Here is a 20,207-nt window from a genome sequence, read left to right on the forward strand (position 1 = left end):
TGGACCAGCGCCGGCGCCCGTGCCGGCGAAAGACGGGGCCGCAGGCCCGACGAAGGGAGACAGTCGTGTCCAAGGAAAAAGGTAGCGTGATCGTCACCGGCGGTGCCTCCGGCATCGGCCTCGCGCTGGTGGAAGGCCTGCTGGCCGAAGGCTGGCGGGTGGCGGCGGCGGACGTGGTTCCCGCCAGCATCGAGAGCGCCAGGGCCCGCCTCGCCGGCCATGGCGACAAGGTGCGGTTCGTCCAGCTCGACGTGTCCGACGAGGCGGCCGTGGTGGCCGCCGTCGCCGCCCTCGACGCGGAGTTCGGCCCGCTGTGGGGCGTGGTGAACTCGGCCGGCATCGGCAAGGACCTCCCCGCTTTGGAGACCTCGGCGGACTTCTTCCGCAAGATCCTCGACGTGAACCTCGTCGGCTCCTTCCTGGTGGCGCGCGAGGCGGCCAAGGCCATGAAGGCCCACGGCGGCGGCTCCATCGTCAACATCGCCTCGGTGTCCGGCCTGCGCGGCAACCTGGGCCGGGCCGCCTACGGCTCGTCCAAGGCCGGCGTCGTCATGCTCACCCAGATCCTCGCGGTCGAGCTGGCGCCGGAAAAGATCCGCGTCAACGCCATCGCCCCCGGCCCCATCGAGACCCCGCTGGTCAAGGCCATGCACACGGACGAGGCCCGCGCCGGCTGGATGAAGACGGTGCCGATGAAGCGCTATGCGGACCCCTCCGAGGTGTCGGGCGCCATCGCCTTCCTGCTGGACGAGGGCAAGTCCTCCTTCGTCACCGGCCAGACCATCGCCGTGGACGGCGGCTTCATGGCCGGCGGGCTCATCGGGCTGTGAGACCACGCGCCGTGCGGGGCACGCCCCCGCACGGCCTCAGGCCGCGCCCGAGGCGCGCGCCGCCGCCGGCTCGAAGGCGAGATTGGCCGGCTCGAAGCACATCAGGCGCTTCCATTCGTGCAGGCCCGGAGCGCCATGCTCCATGGCGCCATACATGAACCAGCGCAGGCCCTGCGTTTCCGCCGCCCGGCGATCCATCAGCCAGCGGGCGACCTCCAGAAACAGGAACTTCATCGCCCCGGTGCGCAGATAGTCGCCATGGCCCATGAGCTCATGGGTGCGGCACATGTCGCCGACGCGGCGCAGCGCCAGATAGGCGATCAGGCGCGGCCCCTCCGCTTCCTCGATGAAGGCCCCCCAGGCCAGCGTCCAATGCGCCGGGCAGCCCGCCGCCGCGGGCGCCTCCCGCGTATCCGCCGTCCTCGTGCCCGTGCCGATCCAGGCGGCGAGCACCGGCCCGCCGGAGCGGACGCGCTTCGAGCCGGTGATCGCGGCGATGCTCGCCGCATAGCTCTCCGGCCGGATCGGCGCCCAGGTCACGCCGAGACGCGCGGCCTTCTTCGCGGCGCGGGCGATATTGCCGCGGGAACGCCTGGAGACCGCCTCGGCATAGGCCTCGCCGCTGGGAAAGCGGTCGAGATCGAGCAGCATGGCGGTGGGCACGCCCCAGCGCCGCAACCCGGCGCGCGGGGCGTTGCGGCGGTGGAATCCGCGCGCATCGGCCGCCAGCAGGCCGCACAACGGATCCGCGCAACCGCCGGCCGGTCCCGGCCGGACCAGCGCCACCGGAAGCACGGCGCCGGGCGCCAGGTCGAAGTCCCGCAGCCGCCCCTTGCGGGCAGCGGACTGCCAGGGCTCCAACGCGGTGTGCAATCTGGTAGTGAAAAAACGCGCGAGCGGCATGGCCGAAGTGCCCATCGCCGTCGGACAACCCACGGCACAGAATACGCTCCGGATATACGCGATCATCGCAAGGACCTTCAATGCCAAGTCACCGCCTGCCCGGCTTTCCCGGCTTCGACCTCAGCGGCCGCACCGCCCTCGTCACCGGCGGCGTCGCCGGCCTCGGCCTGGAGATCGCCAGGGGGCTGGCGCAGGCGGGCGCGCGGGTGCTGGTGAACGGCCGTGACGACGCCCGCCTCGCCGCCGCCGTCGCCGAGATCCGCGCCGCCGGCGGGACGGCCGAGCCCTGCCGCTTCGATGCCACGGACGAAGCCGAGATGCTGCCGGCGGTCGCCGCCGCCGGGCCGGTCGACATCCTGGTCAACGGCGTCGGCCTGCGCGACCGGCGCGCGCTGCTGGACATGGAGCCCTCCAGCTTCCGCCGCCTCATCGAGCTGGACCTGGTGGCCCCGGCGCTGCTGGCCCGCGCCGTGGCGCCCGGCATGATCGCCCGCGGCTTCGGGCGGATCATCAACATCACCTCCATCGCCGGGCCGCTGTCGAAGGCGGGCGACACCGCCTACACCACCGCCAAGGGCGGCCTTGCCGCCCTCACCCGCGCGCTCGCCGCCGACCTCGGGCCGCACGGCATCACGGTCAACGCCATCGCGCCCGGTTATTTCGCCACCGCGCCCAACGCCGGCCAGATGGCCGATCCGGAGGTCAACGCCTTCCTCGCGCGCCGCACCTCGCTGGGCCGCTGGGGGATGCCGGAGGAGATCGCCGGCAGCGCCGTGTTCCTGGCCTCGGCGGCGGCGGGCTACGTGACCGGGCACGTGCTGGCGGTGGACGGGGGCTATCTGGCCCATTTCTGAGCCGCCGGCGCGCGGCGAGGCGCCCGCTGTCCTCCCCGACGGCACGATCCGTGAGCGAAAGTCCGGCGAAACGCACGTCGCGCCGGAACCATCCGGGCGTTCATCCATTTCCGCACTCAGTCATGCTATAGCCTGATCGCGCCTGAGCCTGTCCGCGTGACGATGGATGCCGATGCCCGCCGACGACCAGCACGCCTTTCTTGCCGGGGGTGGCGAAACCGGAGCGCTCATCGCCCGCTTCGACTGGGGCGCCACCTCGCTCGGCCCCATTTCCGGCTGGCCGCAGAGCCTGCGGACGGCGGTTTCGCTGCTGCTGCGATCCAACCTGCCCATCGTGATGCTGTGGAATCCCGACGGGCTGATGATCTACAACGACGCCTATTCCCATTTCGCCGGCGGCCGGCATCCCGCGCTGCTGGGTTCCAAGGTGCTGGAAGGCTGGCCGGAGGTCGCCGCCTTCAACGCCCATGTCATGGACGTGGGCCTGAAGGGCGGCACCCTGTCCTATCGCGACCAGCACCTCGTCCTCCACCGCCACGGCGCGCCGGAAGACGTGTGGATGAACCTCGACTACAGCCCGGTGCTGGACGAGAGCGGCACGCCGGCCGGCGTGCTCGCCATCGTGGTCGAGACCACCGAGCGGGTGCGCACCGAGCAGCGCCTGCGCATCGCCCAGGAGGCGGGCGGCGTCGGCATCTTCGAATGGTTCCCCGAGACCGGACGGCTCGACGTCTCGGCGGAATACCGCCGGATCTGGCGCCTGCCGCCCGACCAGGAGATCACCGACGACCTGCTGGTGGGCCTGCTGCATCCGCAGGACCGGCCGCTCGCCGGCCCGAACCGGCGCGGGCGCGAGAACCCGCTGGAATATACCGAGTATCGCCGCATCGACCCGAGCACCGGCGAAACCCGCTGGATCGCCCGCCGCGGCGAGGTGGTGTCCAGCCCCGAGCTGGGCAACCGCCGCTTCGTCGGCATCGCCATGGACATCACCGACCGCAAGCGGGTGGAGGAGGACCTGCGCGAGAGCGAGGCCCGCTGGCGCAACCTGTTCGAGCAGATGCAGGAGGGCTTCTTCATCGGCGAGGCGGTGCGCGACATGGAAGGGCGGGTGCAGGACCTGCTGGTCATCGAGGTCAACCCCGCCTTCGAGACCCAGACCGGCATCTCCGCCGCGCAGGCGCTGGGCCGCACCGTGCGCGAACTCATCCCCAACCCGCCCGAGGCGATGATGCAGCGCTATGCGGACGCGCTCGCCGCGCCCGACGCCACGCAGTTCGAGATCCATGTCCCGCAGCTGGCGAACCGCTGGTTCGAGGCCCGCGCCCGCGCCGTGGGCACCGACCGCATCGCCGTGCTGTTTCTCGACATCTCCCGCCGCAAGGCGGCCGAGGAGGCCATCCGCCAGAGCGAGCTGCGCTTCCGCCTGCTGGCGCAGTCCATGCCCAACCACGTGTGGACCGCCACCGCCGACGGCACGCTCGACTGGTTCAACGACCGCACCTACGCCTATTGCGGCCGGCCCTACGGCACGCTCGACCGCGCCGCCTGGAACGCCATCGTCCATCCCGACGACCTCGCCTCCGCCACCATCGCCTGGGTGAAGTCGCGCGAGGACGGCGCGCCCTACCAGGCCGAACTCCGCCTCAGGCGCTATGACGGCGCCTATCGCTGGCACATCTCCCGCGCCGTCCCGGTGCTCGACGCGTCCGGCGCCGTGAACCGCTGGGTCGGCAGCAACACCGACATCGAGGACCAGAAGGTGGCGGAAGCGGCGCTGGCCGACCTCGCCGCCTCGCTGGAGGCGCGCATCGAGGCGCGCACGACGGAACTCGCCCGCACCCAGGACGCGCTGCGCCAGAGCCAGAAAATGGAATCGCTCGGCAACCTCACCGGCGGCGTGGCGCACGATTTCAACAACCTGCTCCAGGTCATCAGCGGCAACCTGCAATTGCTGGCCCGCGACATGGCGGGCCATCCCAAGGCCGAGCAGCGCATCCAGAGCGCCATGACCGGCGTGGCGCGCGGCTCGCGCCTCGCCTCCCAGCTTCTCGCCTTCGGCCGCCGCCAGCCGCTGGTCCCCAAGGTGGTCAATCTCGGCCGCTTCATCGCCAACATGGACGATCTGCTGCGGCGGGCGCTCGGCGAGGCGGTGGAGATCCAGACCGTCATCGCCGACGGCCTCTGGAACACCCTCATCGACCCCGGCAACGTGGAGAACGCGCTGCTCAACCTCGCCATCAACGCCCGCGACGCCATGGACGGACGCGGGCGGCTGACCATCGAATTGAGCAACGCCTTCCTGGACACCGCCTATGCCGGGCAGAACACGGACGTGACCGCCGGGCAATATGTGCTGCTGGCGGTCACCGATACCGGCTGCGGCATGGCGCCGGACCTGCTGGAGAAGGTGTTCGAGCCGTTCTTCACCACCAAGCCCGAAGGCAAGGGCACCGGCCTCGGCCTGTCCATGGTCTACGGCTTCGTCAAGCAGTCGGGCGGCCACATCAAGCTCTATAGCGAGCCGGGCCAGGGCACCACCGTCAAGCTCTATCTGCCGCGCTCCGCCCAGGCGGAGGATGTGCTGGTGGACGCGGAGACCGGGCCGGTCTCGGGCGGCATCGAGACCATCCTGGTGGCGGAGGACGACCACGCGGTGCGCGAGATCGTGGTCGGCCTGCTGGCCGACCTCGGCTATCGGGTGCTGAAGGCCAAGGACGCGGAAAGCGCGCTCTCCATCATCGAGAGCGGCATGCCCATCGACCTGCTGTTCACCGACGTGGTGATGCCCGGCCCGCTGAAAAGCACGGAACTGGCCCGCAAGGCCCGCGAGCGCCTGCCGAACCTCGCTATCCTGTTCACCTCCGGCTATGCGGAGAATGCCATCGTCCATGCCGGCCGGCTGGACGAGGGCGTGGAGCTGCTGAGCAAGCCCTATACGCGCGAAGCCCTCGCCCGCAAGCTGCGCCAGGTGCTGGGCGGGGCGGGCGCGGCCGCGCCGGCGGCGGCGGCGGCGGCCCCGCCCTCCCCGCTCCCGCAGGCTATGCCCGAGACGGCGCGCCCGGCGACATGGCCCGGCACCATCCTGCTGGTGGAGGACGACTGGCTGGTGCGCACCAGCACCGTGGACATGCTGGAGGAGCTGGGCCACGAGGTGCTGGAGGCGGCGGACGGCGCCTCGGCCCTGGCGCTGCTGGGCAAGCGCAAGGTGGACCTGCTGCTCACCGACATCGGCCTGCCGGACATTTCGGGTGTCGCGCTGGCGCAGCAGGCGCGCGCCCGCGACGCCGCGCTGCCCATCGTCTTCCTGACCGGCCAGAGCGATGCCGGCGCGCACGGGCTCGGCGCCGGTGTGCGGGTGATCACCAAGCCCTATACCGCCGCCGGGCTGGCCGACATCATCGCCGACATGCGGGACACGGAACGAAACGGCGGGTGAGCCGCTCCGCCGGGCGGCTCACCCGCTGGGCTGAACGGATAACGCGTTCTCTTTCCTGGCGTTGGAGTCTGACCCGGCGTTCAGCTCCGCCGCCTTTCGCAACCGAGGGCCGTCATCCCCGATCCCGCGCGACGCGCCCCCTCCCCCCTTGCGGGGGAGGGATGGGGAGGGGGGTGAAACGTGCGCCGACCGTCCCCGCTACGTGATCCGGGCGCGCGCCGCTTCATCTGCCCCTAAGCCGACGCTCAAGGCGGCAAAGCCGGGTGAAAGCGGATGGCGTTTCACCCCCCTCCCTGCCCCGCAAGGGGGGAGGTGCCCGCGCCTATGCTTGCATCCTCCGCCCGGGACATCGCCGTCCATATCTGCGGGCGGTAGGATTTCTGGCTGCGAGACCTTTGGCTGCAAGACTTCTCGTTGCAGGACGTTTCGCAGCAAGACCTGCGGTCAGATGCCGAGCGCGCGCTCCATCGAAGCGTTGGCGCCTGATCTGATCAGGCTGAAGCAAACTGATCGGTCAATCAGTCTCCCAGCAGGTGAGGAAGAACGCATGATCCGATCAGCTTGCGATGTGGGCTGAGCGGCGCGGGCTCCGGAAACCGCTTCGCCTTTCAGGTCGATCAACCCTGGGCCGGGCCGAACAGCGCCCGCAGGTCCGCCGGCGGCGCGGGCACGGGATCGAGCCGCAGCCGCTGCTCCACATGGCGGAAATGGTGGCGCGACAGATCGATGGCGCGGGGCACGTCGCGGGCGCGCAGCGCCTCCACGATGGCGCCGTGCTCGTCCACCGCGCACACCGACTGGGTAGCCGGCTCGTAGACCGACACCATCACCGAGGACCGGCTGAGCAGGTCGCGCAGGAAGCGGGAGAGCTCCTCATTGCCCAGCGCATCCACCAGATGCGTGTGGAAGGCGCCTGACAGCCGCACCGAGGCGGCGCGGTCGCCGCGCGCGGCGGCATCGCGCTCCTCCACCAGATGGGCATCGAGCCGGGCGAGGATCTCGTCATTGAGCATCTGGCCGAGCTGCACCAGCACGCCCGCCTCCAGCACCCGGTGGGCCTCGTAGACCGCGCGAATCTCCTCCGGCGTGGGCGAGGGCACGCGCGAGCCGCGATTGGGCACGATCTCGATGCGCCGCTCGGCGCCGAGCCGGTGCAGCACCTTGCGGATGCGCTCGCGCGACACGCCGAAGGCTTCCGCCAGCGTCTGCTCCACCAGCTTGGTGCCGGCCCTCAGGCGCCCGTCCATGATGGCGCGGGTGATGGACTGGTAGATCGCCTCGTCCGCCGCCGGATCCGCCTTGGCCGCGCGCTGCCTCGCTTCGCTCACACCGTCTCCTGCACCGCTTCAAAAATGTGCACATTAATGGCAATAAATGTGCACATTATTCGCCGACGACGACTTTTCTGTCCGTCAGATACAGCACGAGGCCTTCCTGCGCCAACGTTTTCGAAAAATGTGCACAATTGGCCCGGCCCTTGCAGAGGTATCCTCATCGCCAGCGTCCCTTCGCGAGGAAGCCATGCCTGATCCCATTCTATCCCGACGCACCCTCCTGAAGCTCAGCGCCGGGGCGCTGGCGGGCGGCGTGGCCATGCCCGCCATCGTCCGCGCCGCGCCGAAGGAGATCGTCATCGGCGGCCCGGCCGGCGCCGCCAAATATTTCAACGCCGACGTCTTCCCGCTCATCCAGAAGATGCTCGACGTCTCCATCCTCTATGAAGGCACCAACTCGCTCACCAATCTGCAGAAGATGCAGGCGGACAAGGCGAGCCCGAAGATGTCGGTCGTCATCATGGACGATCCGGTCATGCTGCCCGCCGCCGCCGAGGGCCTCATCACCCCCATGGCCGCCTCCGGCGTGCCCAACCTCGCCAAGCTGGTGCCCGGCACCATTCATCGCGACGGCCTGTGGGCCAACTACCAGAAGCCCTGGGCCGGCATCGCCTATTCCACCAAGCGCATGGCCGCCGCGCCGGCCGACTGGACCGCGCTGTGGGACCCCAAGTATGCGCAGAAGGTCATCGTGCCCTCGCTCCAGAACACCGAGGGCTTCTGGACCCTGCTCGCCGCCGCCCACCTGGAGACCGGCAAGCCCTACAAGGACGCGCAATACGACATCGACGCCGCCTTCCGGAAGCTGAAGAGCCTGAAGCCGAACCTGCTCAACGTCTACACCAACGCCCCCCAGGCCATAAACCTGCTGGAGCAAGGCGAGGCCTGGATGATCGGCGGCCAGTTCTCCGCTTATACCCTCATCCGCAAGGCCGACGGCTCGCCGGTGGACCTCTCGGTGCCCAAGGACGGCGGCTTCGCCATGCCCTCCGGCATCGCCAAGGTGACCGGCGCCCCGGCGGGCGACACCGCCGAGGCGGTGATCAACGCCTTCCTCTCCCCCGAGGTGCAGGGCGTGCTCGCCGCCAAGGCCTTCGTGGCGCCCACCAATGCCGGCGTGCCGACCCCGGCCGGCTTCCCGGACGCCGCCTCGCTGTTCGCCCCCGACTGGGCCTTCGTCGCCAAGGAGCGCGCCGGCTGGGTTGATCGCTGGATCAAGGAGATGTCATGAGCCAGGAGCCCATCGACGCCGCCTCCCATCTCGTCGTCCGGCAGGCCTCCAAGCGCTATGGCGCCACCACCGTGCTCGACCGGGTGGACCTCGCCATAAGGCGCGGCGAGCTGGTGACGCTGCTCGGCCCCTCCGGCTGCGGCAAGACCACCCTGCTGCGGCTGATCGCCGGCCTCGCCTTGCCCGATGCCGGCACGGTGGCGATCGCCGGGCGGGACGTCACCCGCGTGCCGCCGCACAGGCGCAACGTCGGCGTGGTGTTCCAGAACTACGCTTTGTTCCCGCACCTCTCGGTGGCCGGGAATGTCGCCTTCGGCCTGACGGTGCGCCGCCGGCCGAAGGCCGACATCGCGCGCGCGGTGGACAAGGCGCTCGCCCTCGTCCATCTCGACCATCTGGCGGCCCGCCCCATCTCGGCTCTGTCCGGCGGCCAGCAGCAGCGCGTGGCGCTCGCCCGCGCGCTGGCGGTGGAGCCGGACGTGCTGCTGTTCGACGAGGCGCTCTCGGCGCTGGACCGCAAGCTGCGCGAGGAAATGCAGGGCGAGATGCGCCGCATCCTGCGCGACATCAACGCCACCGCCATCTTCGTCACCCACGACCAGGACGAGGCGCTGACCATGTCCGACCGGGTGGCGGTGATGAACGGCGGGCGGATCGAGCAATTGGCTGAGCCTCGGCTCATCTACCAGCGGCCGGCGAGCCTGTTCACGCTTAATTTCGTCGGCCTCTCCACCCGCATTTCCGGCACCGTGGTGGCCTGCGACGGCGGCATCGTCCAGGTGGACACCAAGGTCGGCCGGCTCGCCGCCACCGGCCGCTTCCTCGCCGGCTCGCAGGTGGTGGTGGCGACCCGGCCGGAGCACCTGCGCCCCGCCGCCGGAGCGACCGGCAACGCGGTGAGCGGGCGGGTGCGCGCGGTGGTGTTCCAGGGCTCGCGCAGCCTGGTGGAGGTGGGCGCCGGCGGCGAGACGCTGCTGGCCGAGCTGCCCGGCCAGGAGGCCGCGCTGCTGGCGCCGGACGCCGAGATCCGCCTCGCCTGGCCGGTGAGCGAGACCTTCGCCTTTCCCGCCCCGGAGATGGCCGCATGACCGACACAGCTCTGCCCCTGGTCAAGGCGCCCGCCGCGCCCGGCCGCGAACGCTGGCTGGCGGTGGCGCTCGCCGCCCCCGCCCTCCTCATCCTGCTGGCGCTGTTCGCCCTGCCGCTGGCGAAACTGCTCGCCGCCAGCGTGGCCGGGCCGGACGGCCCGACCCTGGCGGAATACGCCAAGCTGCTGGGCACGCCCTATTATCTCGGCGTCATCTGGAATTCCGTGCGCCTCGCGCTGCTCACCACCGGTATCGCGCTGGTCATCGGCTATCCGGCCGCCTTCGCGCTGGCACGGGCGCGCGGGGCGGTGCGCAGCGCGCTGCTGGCCTGCCTGTTCCTGCCGCTCGCCGCCAGCGTCATCGTCAAGGCCTTCGCCTGGACCATCCTGCTGCGCAGCGACGGGCTGGTGAACGAGACCCTGCTGGCGCTCGGCCTCATCGACGCGCCGATCCGCATGATCTTCACCGAGACCGCGCTGATCGTCGGCTCGGTGAACATCTTCCTGCCGTTCATGATCCTGCCCATCTACACGGTGGTGGCGCAGCTCGACCCCCGCCTCATGGAAGCCGCCGCCACGCTGGGCGCCGCCCCGGCGGAGGCGTTCGTGCGCGTGGTGGTGCCGCTCACCGTGCCCGGCGTGGTGGCGGGCGTGGCGCTGGTGTTCTCGCTCGCCGTGTCGGCCTATGTGGTGCCGACTTTGCTGATCGGCGAGCGCTATCCCACCCTCTCCACCACCATCGCCAAGGCCTATCTTCTGGCCCGCCAGCCCACCTTCGGCGCGGCGGCGGGCGTGGTGCTGCTGGTGATCGCGGTGGCCACCGTGGCGCTCAGCACCCGCCTCGCCCGGCTGGGAGGCGCCCGATGACCCGGCCCCTCGCCATCCTGTTCGCCTGGACCATGGCGCTCGGCGCCGCGCTCTTCCTGCTGGCGCCGCTCATGGTGATCGCGGCGGCCTCCTTCTCGCCCACCCCGGTGTTCGACCTGCCGGTGGGCGGGGCCTCGCTGCGCTGGTACGCCCGCATCGGCCAGATGGACGGCTTCTGGCCGGCCCTCTCGCTGTCGCTGCAGATCGCCGCGCTGTCCACCGCGCTGGCGCTGGCGCTGGGCACGCTGGCGGCCATCGCCATCGCCCAGGGCCGCCTGCCGGGGGCGGAGGCCATCGGCACCTTCCTGGTCTCGCCCCTGATGATGCCCGGCCTCGTGCTCGGCATCGCCTTGCTGCAATATTTCCGCGCCATGGGCTTTTCCGCCGCCTGGAGCGCGCTGCTGCTGGCGCACCTGGTGGTGACGCTGCCCTATGTGGCCCGCACCATGATCGCCGGACTGTCGCGCTTCGACTTCACCTTGGTGGAGGCCGCGCGCACGCTCGGCTGCACCTATCCCGGCGCCATCCTCAAGGTGATGGTCCCGGCGCTGGCGCCCTCCTTCCTCACCGCGGGGCTGTTCGCCTTCCTCGCCTCCTTCGACAACTATCCCGTCTCGATCTTCCTGACCGACGTGCGAACCAAGACGCTGCCCATCAAGATGCTGCAATATATCGAAGAAGCCCCCGACCCCACGCTCGCGGCCCTGTCCACGCTGATCCTCGGCGCGACCGTGATCCTGCTGGTCGCCAGCGACCGCCTCGTCGGCCTGCACCGCATGGCGGGGACCGGCCAATGAGCCCGCTCGCCCTGAAGCCCGCCCTGCCGCCGCGCGACCGCGACCTGAAGGGCTATGCCGGCAGCCCGCCCGACCCGCAATGGCCGGGCAAGGCGCGCGTCGCCGTCTCCTTCGTGGTCAATTTCGAGGAGGGGGCCGAGTTCACCGTCTCGGAAGGCGATGGCGTCAACGAGGGCATCTATGAGGTGGACCATCGTCTCGATGGCCCGGACCCCTGCATCGAGAGCCATTTCGAATACGGCACGCGGGCGGCGTGGTGGCGGGTGATGGACCTGTTCGACGCCCACGGCGCCAAGGTGACGGTGAGCGCCTGCGGCCGCGCCGTGGAACGCTCGCCCGAGCTGGCGCAAGACGCCGTCCGGCGCGGCCATGAGGTCGCCGCCCACGGCTGGCGCTGGGAGAGCCACGCGGGCATGGACGAGGCCACCGAGCGCGCCCGCATCGCCCGCACCGTCGCGGCCATCGCGCGGGCCACGGGGCAGCGGCCGGTGGGCTGGCACACCCGCTCCGCCTCCACCGCCAACACCCGGCGCCTGCTCGTGGAGGACGGCGGCTTCCTCTATGACAGCGACGCCTACAATGACGACCTGCCCTATGAGGTGGAGGTCGCCGGCCGCCGCCATCTGGTGCTGCCCTATGCGTTCGACACCAACGACATGCACTTCCAGCACACCCAGCGCTTCCGCGGCGCGGACTTCGCCGATTATGTGATCGACGCCTTCGACTGGCTGGCGCGGGAGGGCGAGCGGGCGCCGAAGATGCTCTCCATCGGCCTCCACCTGCGCATGATCGGCCGCCCCGGCCGCATCGGCGCGCTGGAGCGCATCCTCGCCCATGTGCAGGGCTCCGGCGTCGCCTGGGTGGCGCCGCGCGCGGCCATCGCCCGGCACTGGCGCGCCACCTTTCCCGAGGGCGGGGCGTGAGCGCCGTCGCCCCCCGCATCCGCAGGTCGCGGGGGGCTTATCGATAGATCGCTCAGCAAGAGAGGAGGCGGCTCAGGCCGCCATCACCTTGCGGGCGAGGTCCAGCAGCGCCTCGTCGCGCCCACGCGGGGCGATGATTGAGAGGCCCACGGGGCAGCCGTCCAACGTGCCGAGCGGCAGCGAGATCTGCGGCAGGCCCGCATGCCCCGCCGGGCAGAGCAGCTCCAGCGCACGGGCGCGGAAGGCGTCCAGCTCCGGCTCCGGCGTCGCCAGCAAAGGCGCGATGCCCGGCCCGGTGGGCAGCAGCAGCAGGCCATCGTCGCCCAGGATGTCGTCCATGCGGGCGCGGATGTCGGCGCGCAGGGCGAGCGCGCCCTTCACCTCCTCAGGGTCGAGCCTGGCGGCGGCGGCGAAGCGCTCACGCACGCCGGGGCCGAACGCCGGCTTCACCTGTTCCACCCATGGCCCGTGCGCCGCCCAGGCCTCGGCGGACTGGATGAGCCGGAAGGCGTTGCGCCACGGCCCGAGGCCGCCCGGCGCCACGGTCACGGAAGCCGCCGGGGCATAGAGCGCCATCACCCGGGACAGGCCGTCCTTCAACGCCGCGCCCACCGCCGGGCCGGCGGCGGCGAACAGGTCGTCGGCGACCATCAGGCGGTTCGGCAGCGGCGCCGTGGGGGCCGGGCCGAGCAGCACCGCGCCGACCTGCGCGAACAGCTCCGCGTCGCGGGCGAACCAGCCCAAAGTGTCGTAGCTCGGCGCCAGCGGCACCGCGCCGGCGAGGGAGACGCGCCCGTGCGTCGTGCGGATGCCGATGATGCCGCAATAGCTGGCCGGCAGGCGCACCGAGCCGCCGGTGTCCGAGCCGATGGCGAAATCCACCAGCTTGCCGGCCACCGCCGCCGCCGAGCCGGAGGACGAGCCGCCGGGAATGCGCCCCGGCGCGGCCGGATTGGTCGGCGTGCCGTAATGGGCGTTCTCGCCGTTGAGGCTCCAGGCCAGTTCGTCCGTATGGGTCTTGCCCACCAGATGGGCGCCGGCGTCCAGCAGCAGGTCCACGCAGGGCGTGCTGGCGGTCGGCACCGGGTGGCTGGCCAGCCAGTGCGGGCTGCCCGCCCCGGTGGGCACGCCGGCGAGGTCGAAGAAGTCCTTCAGCGCGAAGGTGCGGCCGGCCAGCGGGCCGTCGGTGCGGCGCTGGATGTCCACCGCCCCATGGGCGACGAAGGCGTTGAGCGGATCGTGCAGGGTCATGCGGCAGCGGGCTCCAAAGCGGGAAGGTGCAGGCTGACGGCGGGGCGGGTGAAGGTGCGCCGGCCCGCCTTGAGGCCGAACAGCGGCGGCGCCAGTTCCGACACCGCCTCGGCCCGGGTGGCGCAGTCGAGCACCACCATGTTCGCCGGCGCCCCCTCCCGAATGCCGTAATCCTTGAGATTCAGCAACCGCGCGGAGGTGGCGGACACCATGTCGAAGCACGCCGCCATGCCGGCGGGCGTGCCCACCTGGGCGACGTTGGCATAGAGGTTGGAGATCCGTACCAGCGAGCAGTCGCCGAACGGGGTGAACGGGTTCAGCACGTTGTTGGTGGACAGCGAGCAGGTGACGCTGTGCTCCAGCAGCACATGGGCCAGCGCCACGCCGCGCGGCACGTTGTGGTCATGCTCGCGGCCGATCAGGAACAGGTCGGTGGCCGGCAGCGCGGTGACGGCTACCCCGGCGCCGGCGAGGCGCCTGGCCAGCTCGATCAATTGCGGGCGCGGCACGGCGGACAGCTTGGTCACATGGCCGATGGCCACCCGCCCGCTCCAGCCGGTCTTCTCCGCCAGGCGGCACACCTCCAGCAGGTCGAGGTGGGAGGGATCGAGCCCGAAGTCGAGGTGGAAGTCCACATCCACGCCGAAGCGCTGCGCCAGCTCGAAGACGCGGGCGATCTGGCCATGGCTGTCGGCGTCCATGTAAGGCGCGCCGCCCACCACGTCCGCCCCCGCCTCCAGCGCCGCCACCATCACGTCGTCGCAGCCTGGGTCGTCCAGCAGGCCCTCCTGCGGGAACACGCAGAGCGTCAGATCGATGGCCCAGGCATAGTCCTGCTTGAGCTTTTGCAAGGCGTGGATGGAGGTCAGCCCGATGCGCGGGTCCACCTCCACATGGGTGCGCATGCGCTGCGTGCCCTGGAGGATGGCCTTCCTGAGCGTGCGCTCGGCACGGGCGTAGACGTCCTCTTGCGTGAAGCCCGTCTTGGCGGCGGCGACCGCGCCGATGGCCTCGTCCAGCGTGCCCTTCTCGCAGACGCAGCGGCCCAGCAGGCAGGATTTGTCGAGATGGATATGGGTCTCGATGAAGCCGGGCATGACGAGGCGCCCGCCCAGATCCTCGAACGGCGCGCCGGCATCGAGCCCCATGCCGATGGCGGCGAAGCGGCCGGCGCTCATGCCGATGTCCACCGTCTCGTCCTCGCGCCCGGCGATGCGGGCATTGCGGAAGATATGGTCGAGGCTCATGTGGCGTTCCTTTGGGCGTTCATGCGGCGATGGGGGCGCGGTGGGCGGTCAGGCCCCGCCGGCCTTGGCCCCGAGATAGGCGGCTTCCAGCTCCGCATCGCCGGCCAGATCGGCAGCGGCGCCGGCCTTCACGACGCGGCCCTGCTCCAGCACATAGGCGCGGTCGGCGACGGTGAGCGCCAGCGCCGCCATCTGGTCCACCAGCAGCAGCGTCACGCCCTCGTCCCGGAGCTCGGCGAGGATGTCGAACAGTTCGCCGATGATGGCGGGAGCGAGCCCGAGGGAGGGCTCGTCCAGCAGCAGGATCTTCGGCCGGGCCATCAGCCCGCGGGCCACCGCGAGCATCTGCTGCTCGCCCCCCGAGAGCAGGCCGGCGCGCTGCGACAGGCGCTCGCGCAGGCGCGGAAAGCGCGTGAGCAGCGCCTCGAAGTCCGCCGCCACCTCGGCCGCGCCCGCCTTGCCGCGGGCAGCCTTGCCGCGCGAATGGGCGCCGAGCATCAGGTTGTCGCGCACGGAGAGTTCCGGAAACACCTGCCGGCCCTCGGGCACGAGGGCGAGGCCCATGCGGGCGATCACGTGCGCCGGCAGCGCGCCGATGGGCGCGTCCGCCAGCACCACTTCGCCCGCCACCGGCCGCAGCAGGCCGGACAGGGCGCGCATGGCGGTGGACTTGCCGGCGCCGTTGGCGCCCAGCAGCGCCACCGCCTCGCCCGGCCGTACGTCGAGCCCGACGCCGTTCAGCACCGGCGCCGCGCCATAGCCGGCGGTGAGGCCCACGGTGGTGAGCACCGCGTCGCGGCTGCCGTCCCAGGCCGCCGCGCGCGGCCGGCCGCGCCCGGTGTCGCCGCCGAGATAGGCGGCGATGACCGCCGGGTCCGCCCGCACCTCGGCCGGAGCGCCGGCCGCGATCACCCGCCCGGCGTCGAGCACCACCACATGGTCGGAAATGCCCATGACCAGCGCCATATCGTGCTCCACCAGCAGCACGGCGAGGCCGGCGTCGGCGATCCGGCGCAGCAGGAGGGCCAGCCGGTCCTTGTCGGCGCGCATCAGGCCGGCGGCGGGCTCGTCCAGCAGCAGCACGCGGGGACGCATGGCGAGCGCGCGGGCGATCTCGACGAGCCGGCGGTCCACATGGGCGAGGTCGTCGGCGGGCGCGTCCAGGTCGCCCCCATAGCCGACGAAGGCCAGCAGCGCCTCGGCCTGCGCGGGATCGCCCTTCAGCGCGATGCGCACATTGTCGATGACGCTGAGCGAGCCGAACAATTGCGTGGTCTGGTAGGTGCGGGCGATGCCGGCCCGCGCCACCTTGTAGGCGGGCGCGCCGGCGAGGTCCCGGTCGAGGCGCACCGCGCCCGCGTCCGGCCGGTAGAAGCCGCCGATCATGTTCAGCACGGTGGTCTTGCCGGCGCCGTTCGGGCCGATGAGGCTGGTGACGGCGCCGGGCCGGGCGGTGAAGCTCACGCCATTGCTCGCCTTGATGCCGCCGAAGGCGATGGCGAGGTCGCGCACCTCCAAGGGCAGCGGCGCGCCCTGCGGGGCGAGCATGGCGGCGCCGGCGTCCGCGCGGACCGGGCGCGGGCGGCGGCGCACGAGACGCCGCGCCACTTCGCCGACGATGCCGCGCGGGGCGAGCCACAGCACCGCCAGCAGCAGGCCGCCGAACAGGAGCAGGCGATATTCGGCGAAATCCGCCAGCAACTCCGGCAGGCCCACCACCACCAGCGCCCCCACCACCGGGCCGAACACCGTTCCGGCCCCGCCCACCACCACGGCGAACAGGAACAGGATGGATTGCGAGAAGGGGAAGGAGCCGGGGGAGATGAACATCATCAGCGGCGCGAACACCGCGCCCGCCAGCCCGGCGAGGGCGGCGGAGAGCACGAAGGCCAGCGTCTTCAGCACCACCGGGTTGAGGCCGACGGACTGGGCCGCCACCTCGCTGTCGCGCACCGCCAGCATGGCGCGGCCGAGCCGGCTTTCCGCCAGCGCCAAGAACCCGAGCAGCGCCAGCGTGGCGAGGGCGACGCAGAGCACCGCCATCTCCCGCTCGGCGAGCATCAGCCCCATCACCGGCGGCGGCAGGATGCCCATCAGCCCGTTGGCGCCGCCGGTCACCGCCCGCCACTCGATCAGGCCATGCTCGACGATGAAGGCGAAGGCGATCGTCACCATGGCGAGGTACGGCCCCCTCACCCGCAGCGCCGGCAGCGCCAGGAGGAAGCCGACCGCCCCGGCCGCCACCGCCGCCGCCGCCAGGGCCAGCGGGAAGCCGGCGCCCTTCAGCAGCAGGATGCCGCTCACATAGGCGCCGATAGCGTAGAAGCCCACATGGCCGAGCGAGACTTGGCCCGTGAGCCCGAGCAGGATGTTGAGGCCGATGCCCACCAGCGCGGTGAGCGCCACCAATGCGATGACGAAGGCGGTGTAGCTCTCCCCCGCGAGCGCCAGCCCGGTGGCGGCCCCGGCCAGGACCAGGATGGCGAGCGCGGGCAGGAGGGCGCGCACGCGCTCAGACCTTCTTCACGGCGGCGCGGCCGAACAGGCCGTCCGGCGCCAGGGCCAGGGCGGCGATGACCGCCAGGAACACCAGGATCTGGGTGTAGGAGGAGCCCAGCATGCTGGTGACCAGCGCCTCCACCAGGCCATAGGCGAAGCCCGCCAGCATGATGCCCGAGGCCGAGCCCATGCCGCCCAGGATGGCGACGGCGAACGCCTTGATGCCGAACATCAGTCCCATGTCGGAGGAGACCGCGAGCAAGGGCGCGATCAGCAGGCCGGCGATGCCCGCCAGCACGGCGGAGGCGGCGAAGGCGAGCGCCACCACCCGCTTGACGTCGATGCCCATCAGGCTGGCGGCGGTGGGGTTCTGCACCACCGCCAGCAGCGCCTTGCCGCGCGCCGTGTGGCGCAGCAGGACGTGCAGCCCCAGGGCGATCGCCACCCCGACCACCGGGATGACCAGCTGGAGCGGATAGACGCCGGCGCCGAACAGGTCCACCGGCGTGCGGGCGAGCAGCGAGGGGAAGGCGCGCGGCTCCTTGCCGAAGGTGAACATCACGGCGTTGTCCAGCACGATGCCGCCGGCGACGGTGGCCATCAGCCAGGCGCTGGAGCCGCGCGCGGTGAAGGGGCGCACCAGCGCCCGCTCCACCACCAGCCCGGCGAGGGCGCAGGCGGCGAGTGTCGCGGCGATCGCCAGCGGCAGGGGCAGGCCCAGCGTCACCCAGAAAGTGTAGCCGAGCACCGCCCCCAGCATGACGCACGAGCCCTGGGCGAAATTGACGGCGTATGACACGGTGTACGTAGTGTGAAATCCAAGAGCGATAAGCCCGTACATGCTGCCCAGGCTGAGCCCCGAGACGATGGCAGAGAGGATCAGCATGACTTACCTCAATACCGAACCGTATCCGCCGGCCTATTGGCCGACGGGCACGATCTCGGCGCCCTTGAAGTGGGTGAAGATGTAGTCGCCCTTGCCCAGCGCGTCGTTATTGCCGACCGAGAACGGCGTCTCATAGGTCTTGATGAGCCCGACATAGGGGCCGATCTCATAGAAGGCCTTGCGCAGCGCCGGCCCGTCGGTGGTGCCGGCCTTGGCGATGGCGAGCGCCAGCAAATTCATGGCGTCATAGGCATTGGCGATGCCCACCGCCGGGGTGACGTCCGCCAAGGTCTTGATTTCAGGATACTTCGCCTTCAGCGCCGCGAGCACCTGCTCACCCTTGGGCGATAGTTTGCCGGAGAAGGAATAGGTCTGGACCATGTCCACCTTCTCCGCGCTCGGCCCGCCCAGCTCGATGAAACGCCCGCCGGCGGGGCCCCAGTGCGAGACCACCGGCACGTTCCAACCCATGCGGTCCAGCGACTTGACCACCTGCGCGGCGGGCTGGACGTTGGCGACGAGGAAGAGCGTATCGGCCCCCGCCTCCTTCAGGCGGGTGAGCTGGGGCACCATGTCGACGTCCGCATTGTCGAACTTCTCCGCCCCGGCGACCGGCAAGCCCTTGGCGCCGGCTGCCTTTTTCAGGCCGGCCTCGTTGGATTCGCCCCAGGGGTTGTTGATGAGCATGAGGCCCGGCTTCTTGGTGCCGTGGATCTTCACTGCGAAATCGATCATCGCCTCGTCCACCAGCTCATCCACGGCGGAGACCCGGAAGACATAATTCTCCTCCGCCCCGTTGCGGGTGATGCCGGTGCCCGCCGCCCAGACGGCGATGAAGGGCACCTTGGAGGAGTTGGCGAAGGGCACGACGGCCAGCGACACCGGCGTGTCGATGCCGCCGAAGAAGGCCACCACCTTCTCCTTCTGCACCAGCTCGCGGGCGGCCAGCAGGCCCTTGGCCGGGTTGCTCTCGTCGTCGCGGCGCACCAGCTCGAAGGTCCTGCCGAGCACGCCGCCCTTGGCGTTGATCTCGTCGATGGCCACCTGGAGGCCGCGCGTGATCGCCTCGCCGGATTTCGCCGACTGGCCCGACAGCGCGGCGACGAGGCCGACCTTGATGGTGTCCTGCGCGCGGGCGGGCGCGGCAAGGGTGACGGCAAGGCCGATGGCGGCGGCCAGGCGCGGAAGACGAAGAGCGGAAGCGAAGATGCCCATGGTGTCCCCTCCGGAAAGTCCGCTCCTGCTTGGCAAGCGCCGTGCCAAGCCATGGACGGCCGGAGATAGCCGGCGCCCCGGCGGCACGCGCATCCGCCAAAGCCCGCCCGCAGCCAGCTTGCGCCGCAGCTTGATGCAGGATACGCCGAAATCGACGCCATATTGCATCCATTAATTATTATAAATTGGATACAATTGTGCTGCTGACGGCCGGCTGTGACGGGTGAAGCGTTGCAATTGAAGGCATGGCCCGCACCGATACGAGCGCTGGAGACGCCCACGCCGCAAGCTTGGCGTATACGATGATGCCTAAGATTTGTGCGCGATCCATGGGAGGACGCCCCTTCTCCCACGCGGTGCCAACGGCGTGCATCGTGCGCTAGAATTCCCCGCCAGGTCAGAGGGCGGAGGGACATCCATGCTTCGCGCGGTTCGCATCGCCGCCACCCTCCTGCCGCTGCTGGCCGGGATCGCCCGGGCGGAGGAGCCGAAGGTGCTGAACCTCGACGAACTCGACCCGCAGGAGGTCAAGGACCTGCTCGGCGTCTGGATCATCAAGGATCAGCGCGGCAGAAAGCAATGCCGGGTCGTGCTCAAGCGCGAGCCCACCATCGGCGGCATGCAGATCGACGTGGACCCGAAGTGCCCGAAGGTGTTTCCGGTGATGGGGGACATCACCGCCTGGCGCCTCATGGAAGGCTGGGAAATCCGCCTGGCGGACGGCGAGCGCAAGACCCGCATCCGCTTCTTCACGCCCGACAACCGCTATGTGGCCGAGCCGGAGACCGACGGCATCTTCACCATCGACCAGGGGCCGCGCCGGTAGCGCGGCCAGCCCGGCGGG

General features: G+C 70.9%; 16 protein-coding genes. 9 read left to right on the forward strand and 7 right to left on the reverse strand.

Annotation, left to right across the window (positions count from 1 at the left end; genetic code table 11):
• The first annotated feature begins 65 nt into the window (after positions 1-65).
• Positions 66-830, forward strand: a complete 765-nt coding sequence (locus tag YU1_RS0106775) for an SDR family NAD(P)-dependent oxidoreductase (protein ID WP_029003424.1) — start codon at positions 66-68, stop codon at positions 828-830.
• A gap of 36 nt (positions 831-866) precedes the next feature.
• Here YU1_RS0106775 and YU1_RS0106780 read toward each other — a convergent pair whose 3' ends face one another.
• Positions 867-1,691 (reverse strand): hypothetical protein, encoded by an 825-nt coding sequence (locus tag YU1_RS0106780; RefSeq protein ID WP_198018852.1) that lies wholly within the window; start codon positions 1,689-1,691, stop codon positions 867-869.
• Between the two features lie 122 nt (positions 1,692-1,813).
• On the opposite strand from YU1_RS0106780, the gene YU1_RS0106785 reads away from it, so the two are divergent.
• Complete coding sequence (locus tag YU1_RS0106785) at positions 1,814-2,587, forward strand: SDR family oxidoreductase (RefSeq protein ID WP_051356579.1); 774 nt, start codon at positions 1,814-1,816, stop codon at positions 2,585-2,587.
• Between the two features lie 172 nt (positions 2,588-2,759).
• Complete coding sequence (locus YU1_RS31815) at positions 2,760-6,026, forward strand: hybrid sensor histidine kinase/response regulator (protein WP_198018854.1); 3,267 nt, start codon at positions 2,760-2,762, stop codon at positions 6,024-6,026.
• A 617-nt stretch (positions 6,027-6,643) separates the two neighbouring features.
• Here the strand turns inward: YU1_RS31815 and YU1_RS0106795 are convergent.
• Positions 6,644-7,354 carry a GntR family transcriptional regulator gene (locus tag YU1_RS0106795; protein WP_029003427.1) on the reverse strand — a complete coding sequence of 237 codons (711 nt, stop codon included), beginning with the start codon at positions 7,352-7,354 and terminating at the stop codon, positions 6,644-6,646.
• 193 nt (positions 7,355-7,547) lie between these two features.
• Here YU1_RS0106795 and YU1_RS0106800 point away from each other — a divergent pair, with 193 nt between their 5' ends.
• Genes YU1_RS0106800 through YU1_RS0106820 form a run of 5 tightly spaced genes read left to right on the forward strand, consistent with a single transcriptional unit; the run spans position 7,548 to position 12,265 of the window.
• A complete protein-coding gene (locus YU1_RS0106800; RefSeq protein ID WP_029003428.1) occupies positions 7,548-8,591 on the forward strand; it encodes an ABC transporter substrate-binding protein in 1,044 nt (347 codons plus the stop codon).
• Entirely contained in the window at positions 8,588-9,679 is a 1,092-nt protein-coding gene (locus YU1_RS0106805; RefSeq protein WP_029003429.1) for an ABC transporter ATP-binding protein, read from the forward strand. The genes YU1_RS0106800 and YU1_RS0106805 overlap by 4 nt, the downstream gene beginning before the upstream one ends.
• On the forward strand, positions 9,676-10,545 hold the full coding sequence (locus YU1_RS0106810; RefSeq protein WP_029003430.1) for an ABC transporter permease: 870 nt from the start codon (positions 9,676-9,678) through the stop codon (positions 10,543-10,545). The genes YU1_RS0106805 and YU1_RS0106810 overlap by 4 nt, the downstream gene beginning before the upstream one ends.
• Positions 10,542-11,342 carry an ABC transporter permease gene (locus YU1_RS0106815; protein ID WP_029003431.1) on the forward strand — a complete coding sequence of 267 codons (801 nt, stop codon included), beginning with the start codon at positions 10,542-10,544 and terminating at the stop codon, positions 11,340-11,342. The genes YU1_RS0106810 and YU1_RS0106815 overlap by 4 nt, the downstream gene beginning before the upstream one ends.
• Entirely contained in the window at positions 11,339-12,265 is a 927-nt protein-coding gene (locus YU1_RS0106820) for a polysaccharide deacetylase family protein (RefSeq protein ID WP_051356580.1), read from the forward strand. The genes YU1_RS0106815 and YU1_RS0106820 overlap by 4 nt, the downstream gene beginning before the upstream one ends.
• Before the next feature lie 72 nt (positions 12,266-12,337).
• Here YU1_RS0106820 and YU1_RS0106825 read toward each other — a convergent pair whose 3' ends face one another.
• The 5 genes from YU1_RS0106825 to YU1_RS0106845 are packed head-to-tail and all read right to left on the reverse strand — an operon-like array spanning position 12,338 to position 19,363.
• Positions 12,338-13,516: an amidase gene (locus YU1_RS0106825; protein WP_029003433.1), complete on the reverse strand. Its 1,179-nt coding sequence runs from the start codon at positions 13,514-13,516 to the stop codon at positions 12,338-12,340.
• Positions 13,513-14,763: an amidohydrolase family protein gene (locus tag YU1_RS0106830; RefSeq protein ID WP_029003434.1), complete on the reverse strand. Its 1,251-nt coding sequence runs from the start codon at positions 14,761-14,763 to the stop codon at positions 13,513-13,515. The genes YU1_RS0106825 and YU1_RS0106830 overlap by 4 nt, the downstream gene beginning before the upstream one ends.
• A gap of 48 nt (positions 14,764-14,811) precedes the next feature.
• Positions 14,812-17,271: a branched-chain amino acid ABC transporter ATP-binding protein/permease gene (locus tag YU1_RS0106835; protein ID WP_029003435.1), complete on the reverse strand. Its 2,460-nt coding sequence runs from the start codon at positions 17,269-17,271 to the stop codon at positions 14,812-14,814.
• Between the two features lie 4 nt (positions 17,272-17,275).
• Positions 17,276-18,148 carry a branched-chain amino acid ABC transporter permease gene (locus YU1_RS0106840; protein ID WP_425339137.1) on the reverse strand — a complete coding sequence of 291 codons (873 nt, stop codon included), beginning with the start codon at positions 18,146-18,148 and terminating at the stop codon, positions 17,276-17,278.
• A 33-nt stretch (positions 18,149-18,181) separates the two neighbouring features.
• Positions 18,182-19,363, reverse strand: a complete 1,182-nt coding sequence (locus tag YU1_RS0106845; protein WP_051356581.1) for an ABC transporter substrate-binding protein — start codon at positions 19,361-19,363, stop codon at positions 18,182-18,184.
• A gap of 418 nt (positions 19,364-19,781) precedes the next feature.
• Between YU1_RS0106845 and YU1_RS0106850 the strand changes: the two genes are divergently transcribed.
• Positions 19,782-20,189: an AprI/Inh family metalloprotease inhibitor gene (locus tag YU1_RS0106850; RefSeq protein ID WP_029003438.1), complete on the forward strand. Its 408-nt coding sequence runs from the start codon at positions 19,782-19,784 to the stop codon at positions 20,187-20,189.
• The last annotated feature ends 18 nt before the right edge of the window (positions 20,190-20,207 follow it).

The sequence above is a fragment of the Azorhizobium doebereinerae UFLA1-100 genome (assembly GCF_000473085.1).
Taxonomy (GTDB): Bacteria; Pseudomonadota; Alphaproteobacteria; order Rhizobiales; family Xanthobacteraceae; genus Azorhizobium; species Azorhizobium doebereinerae.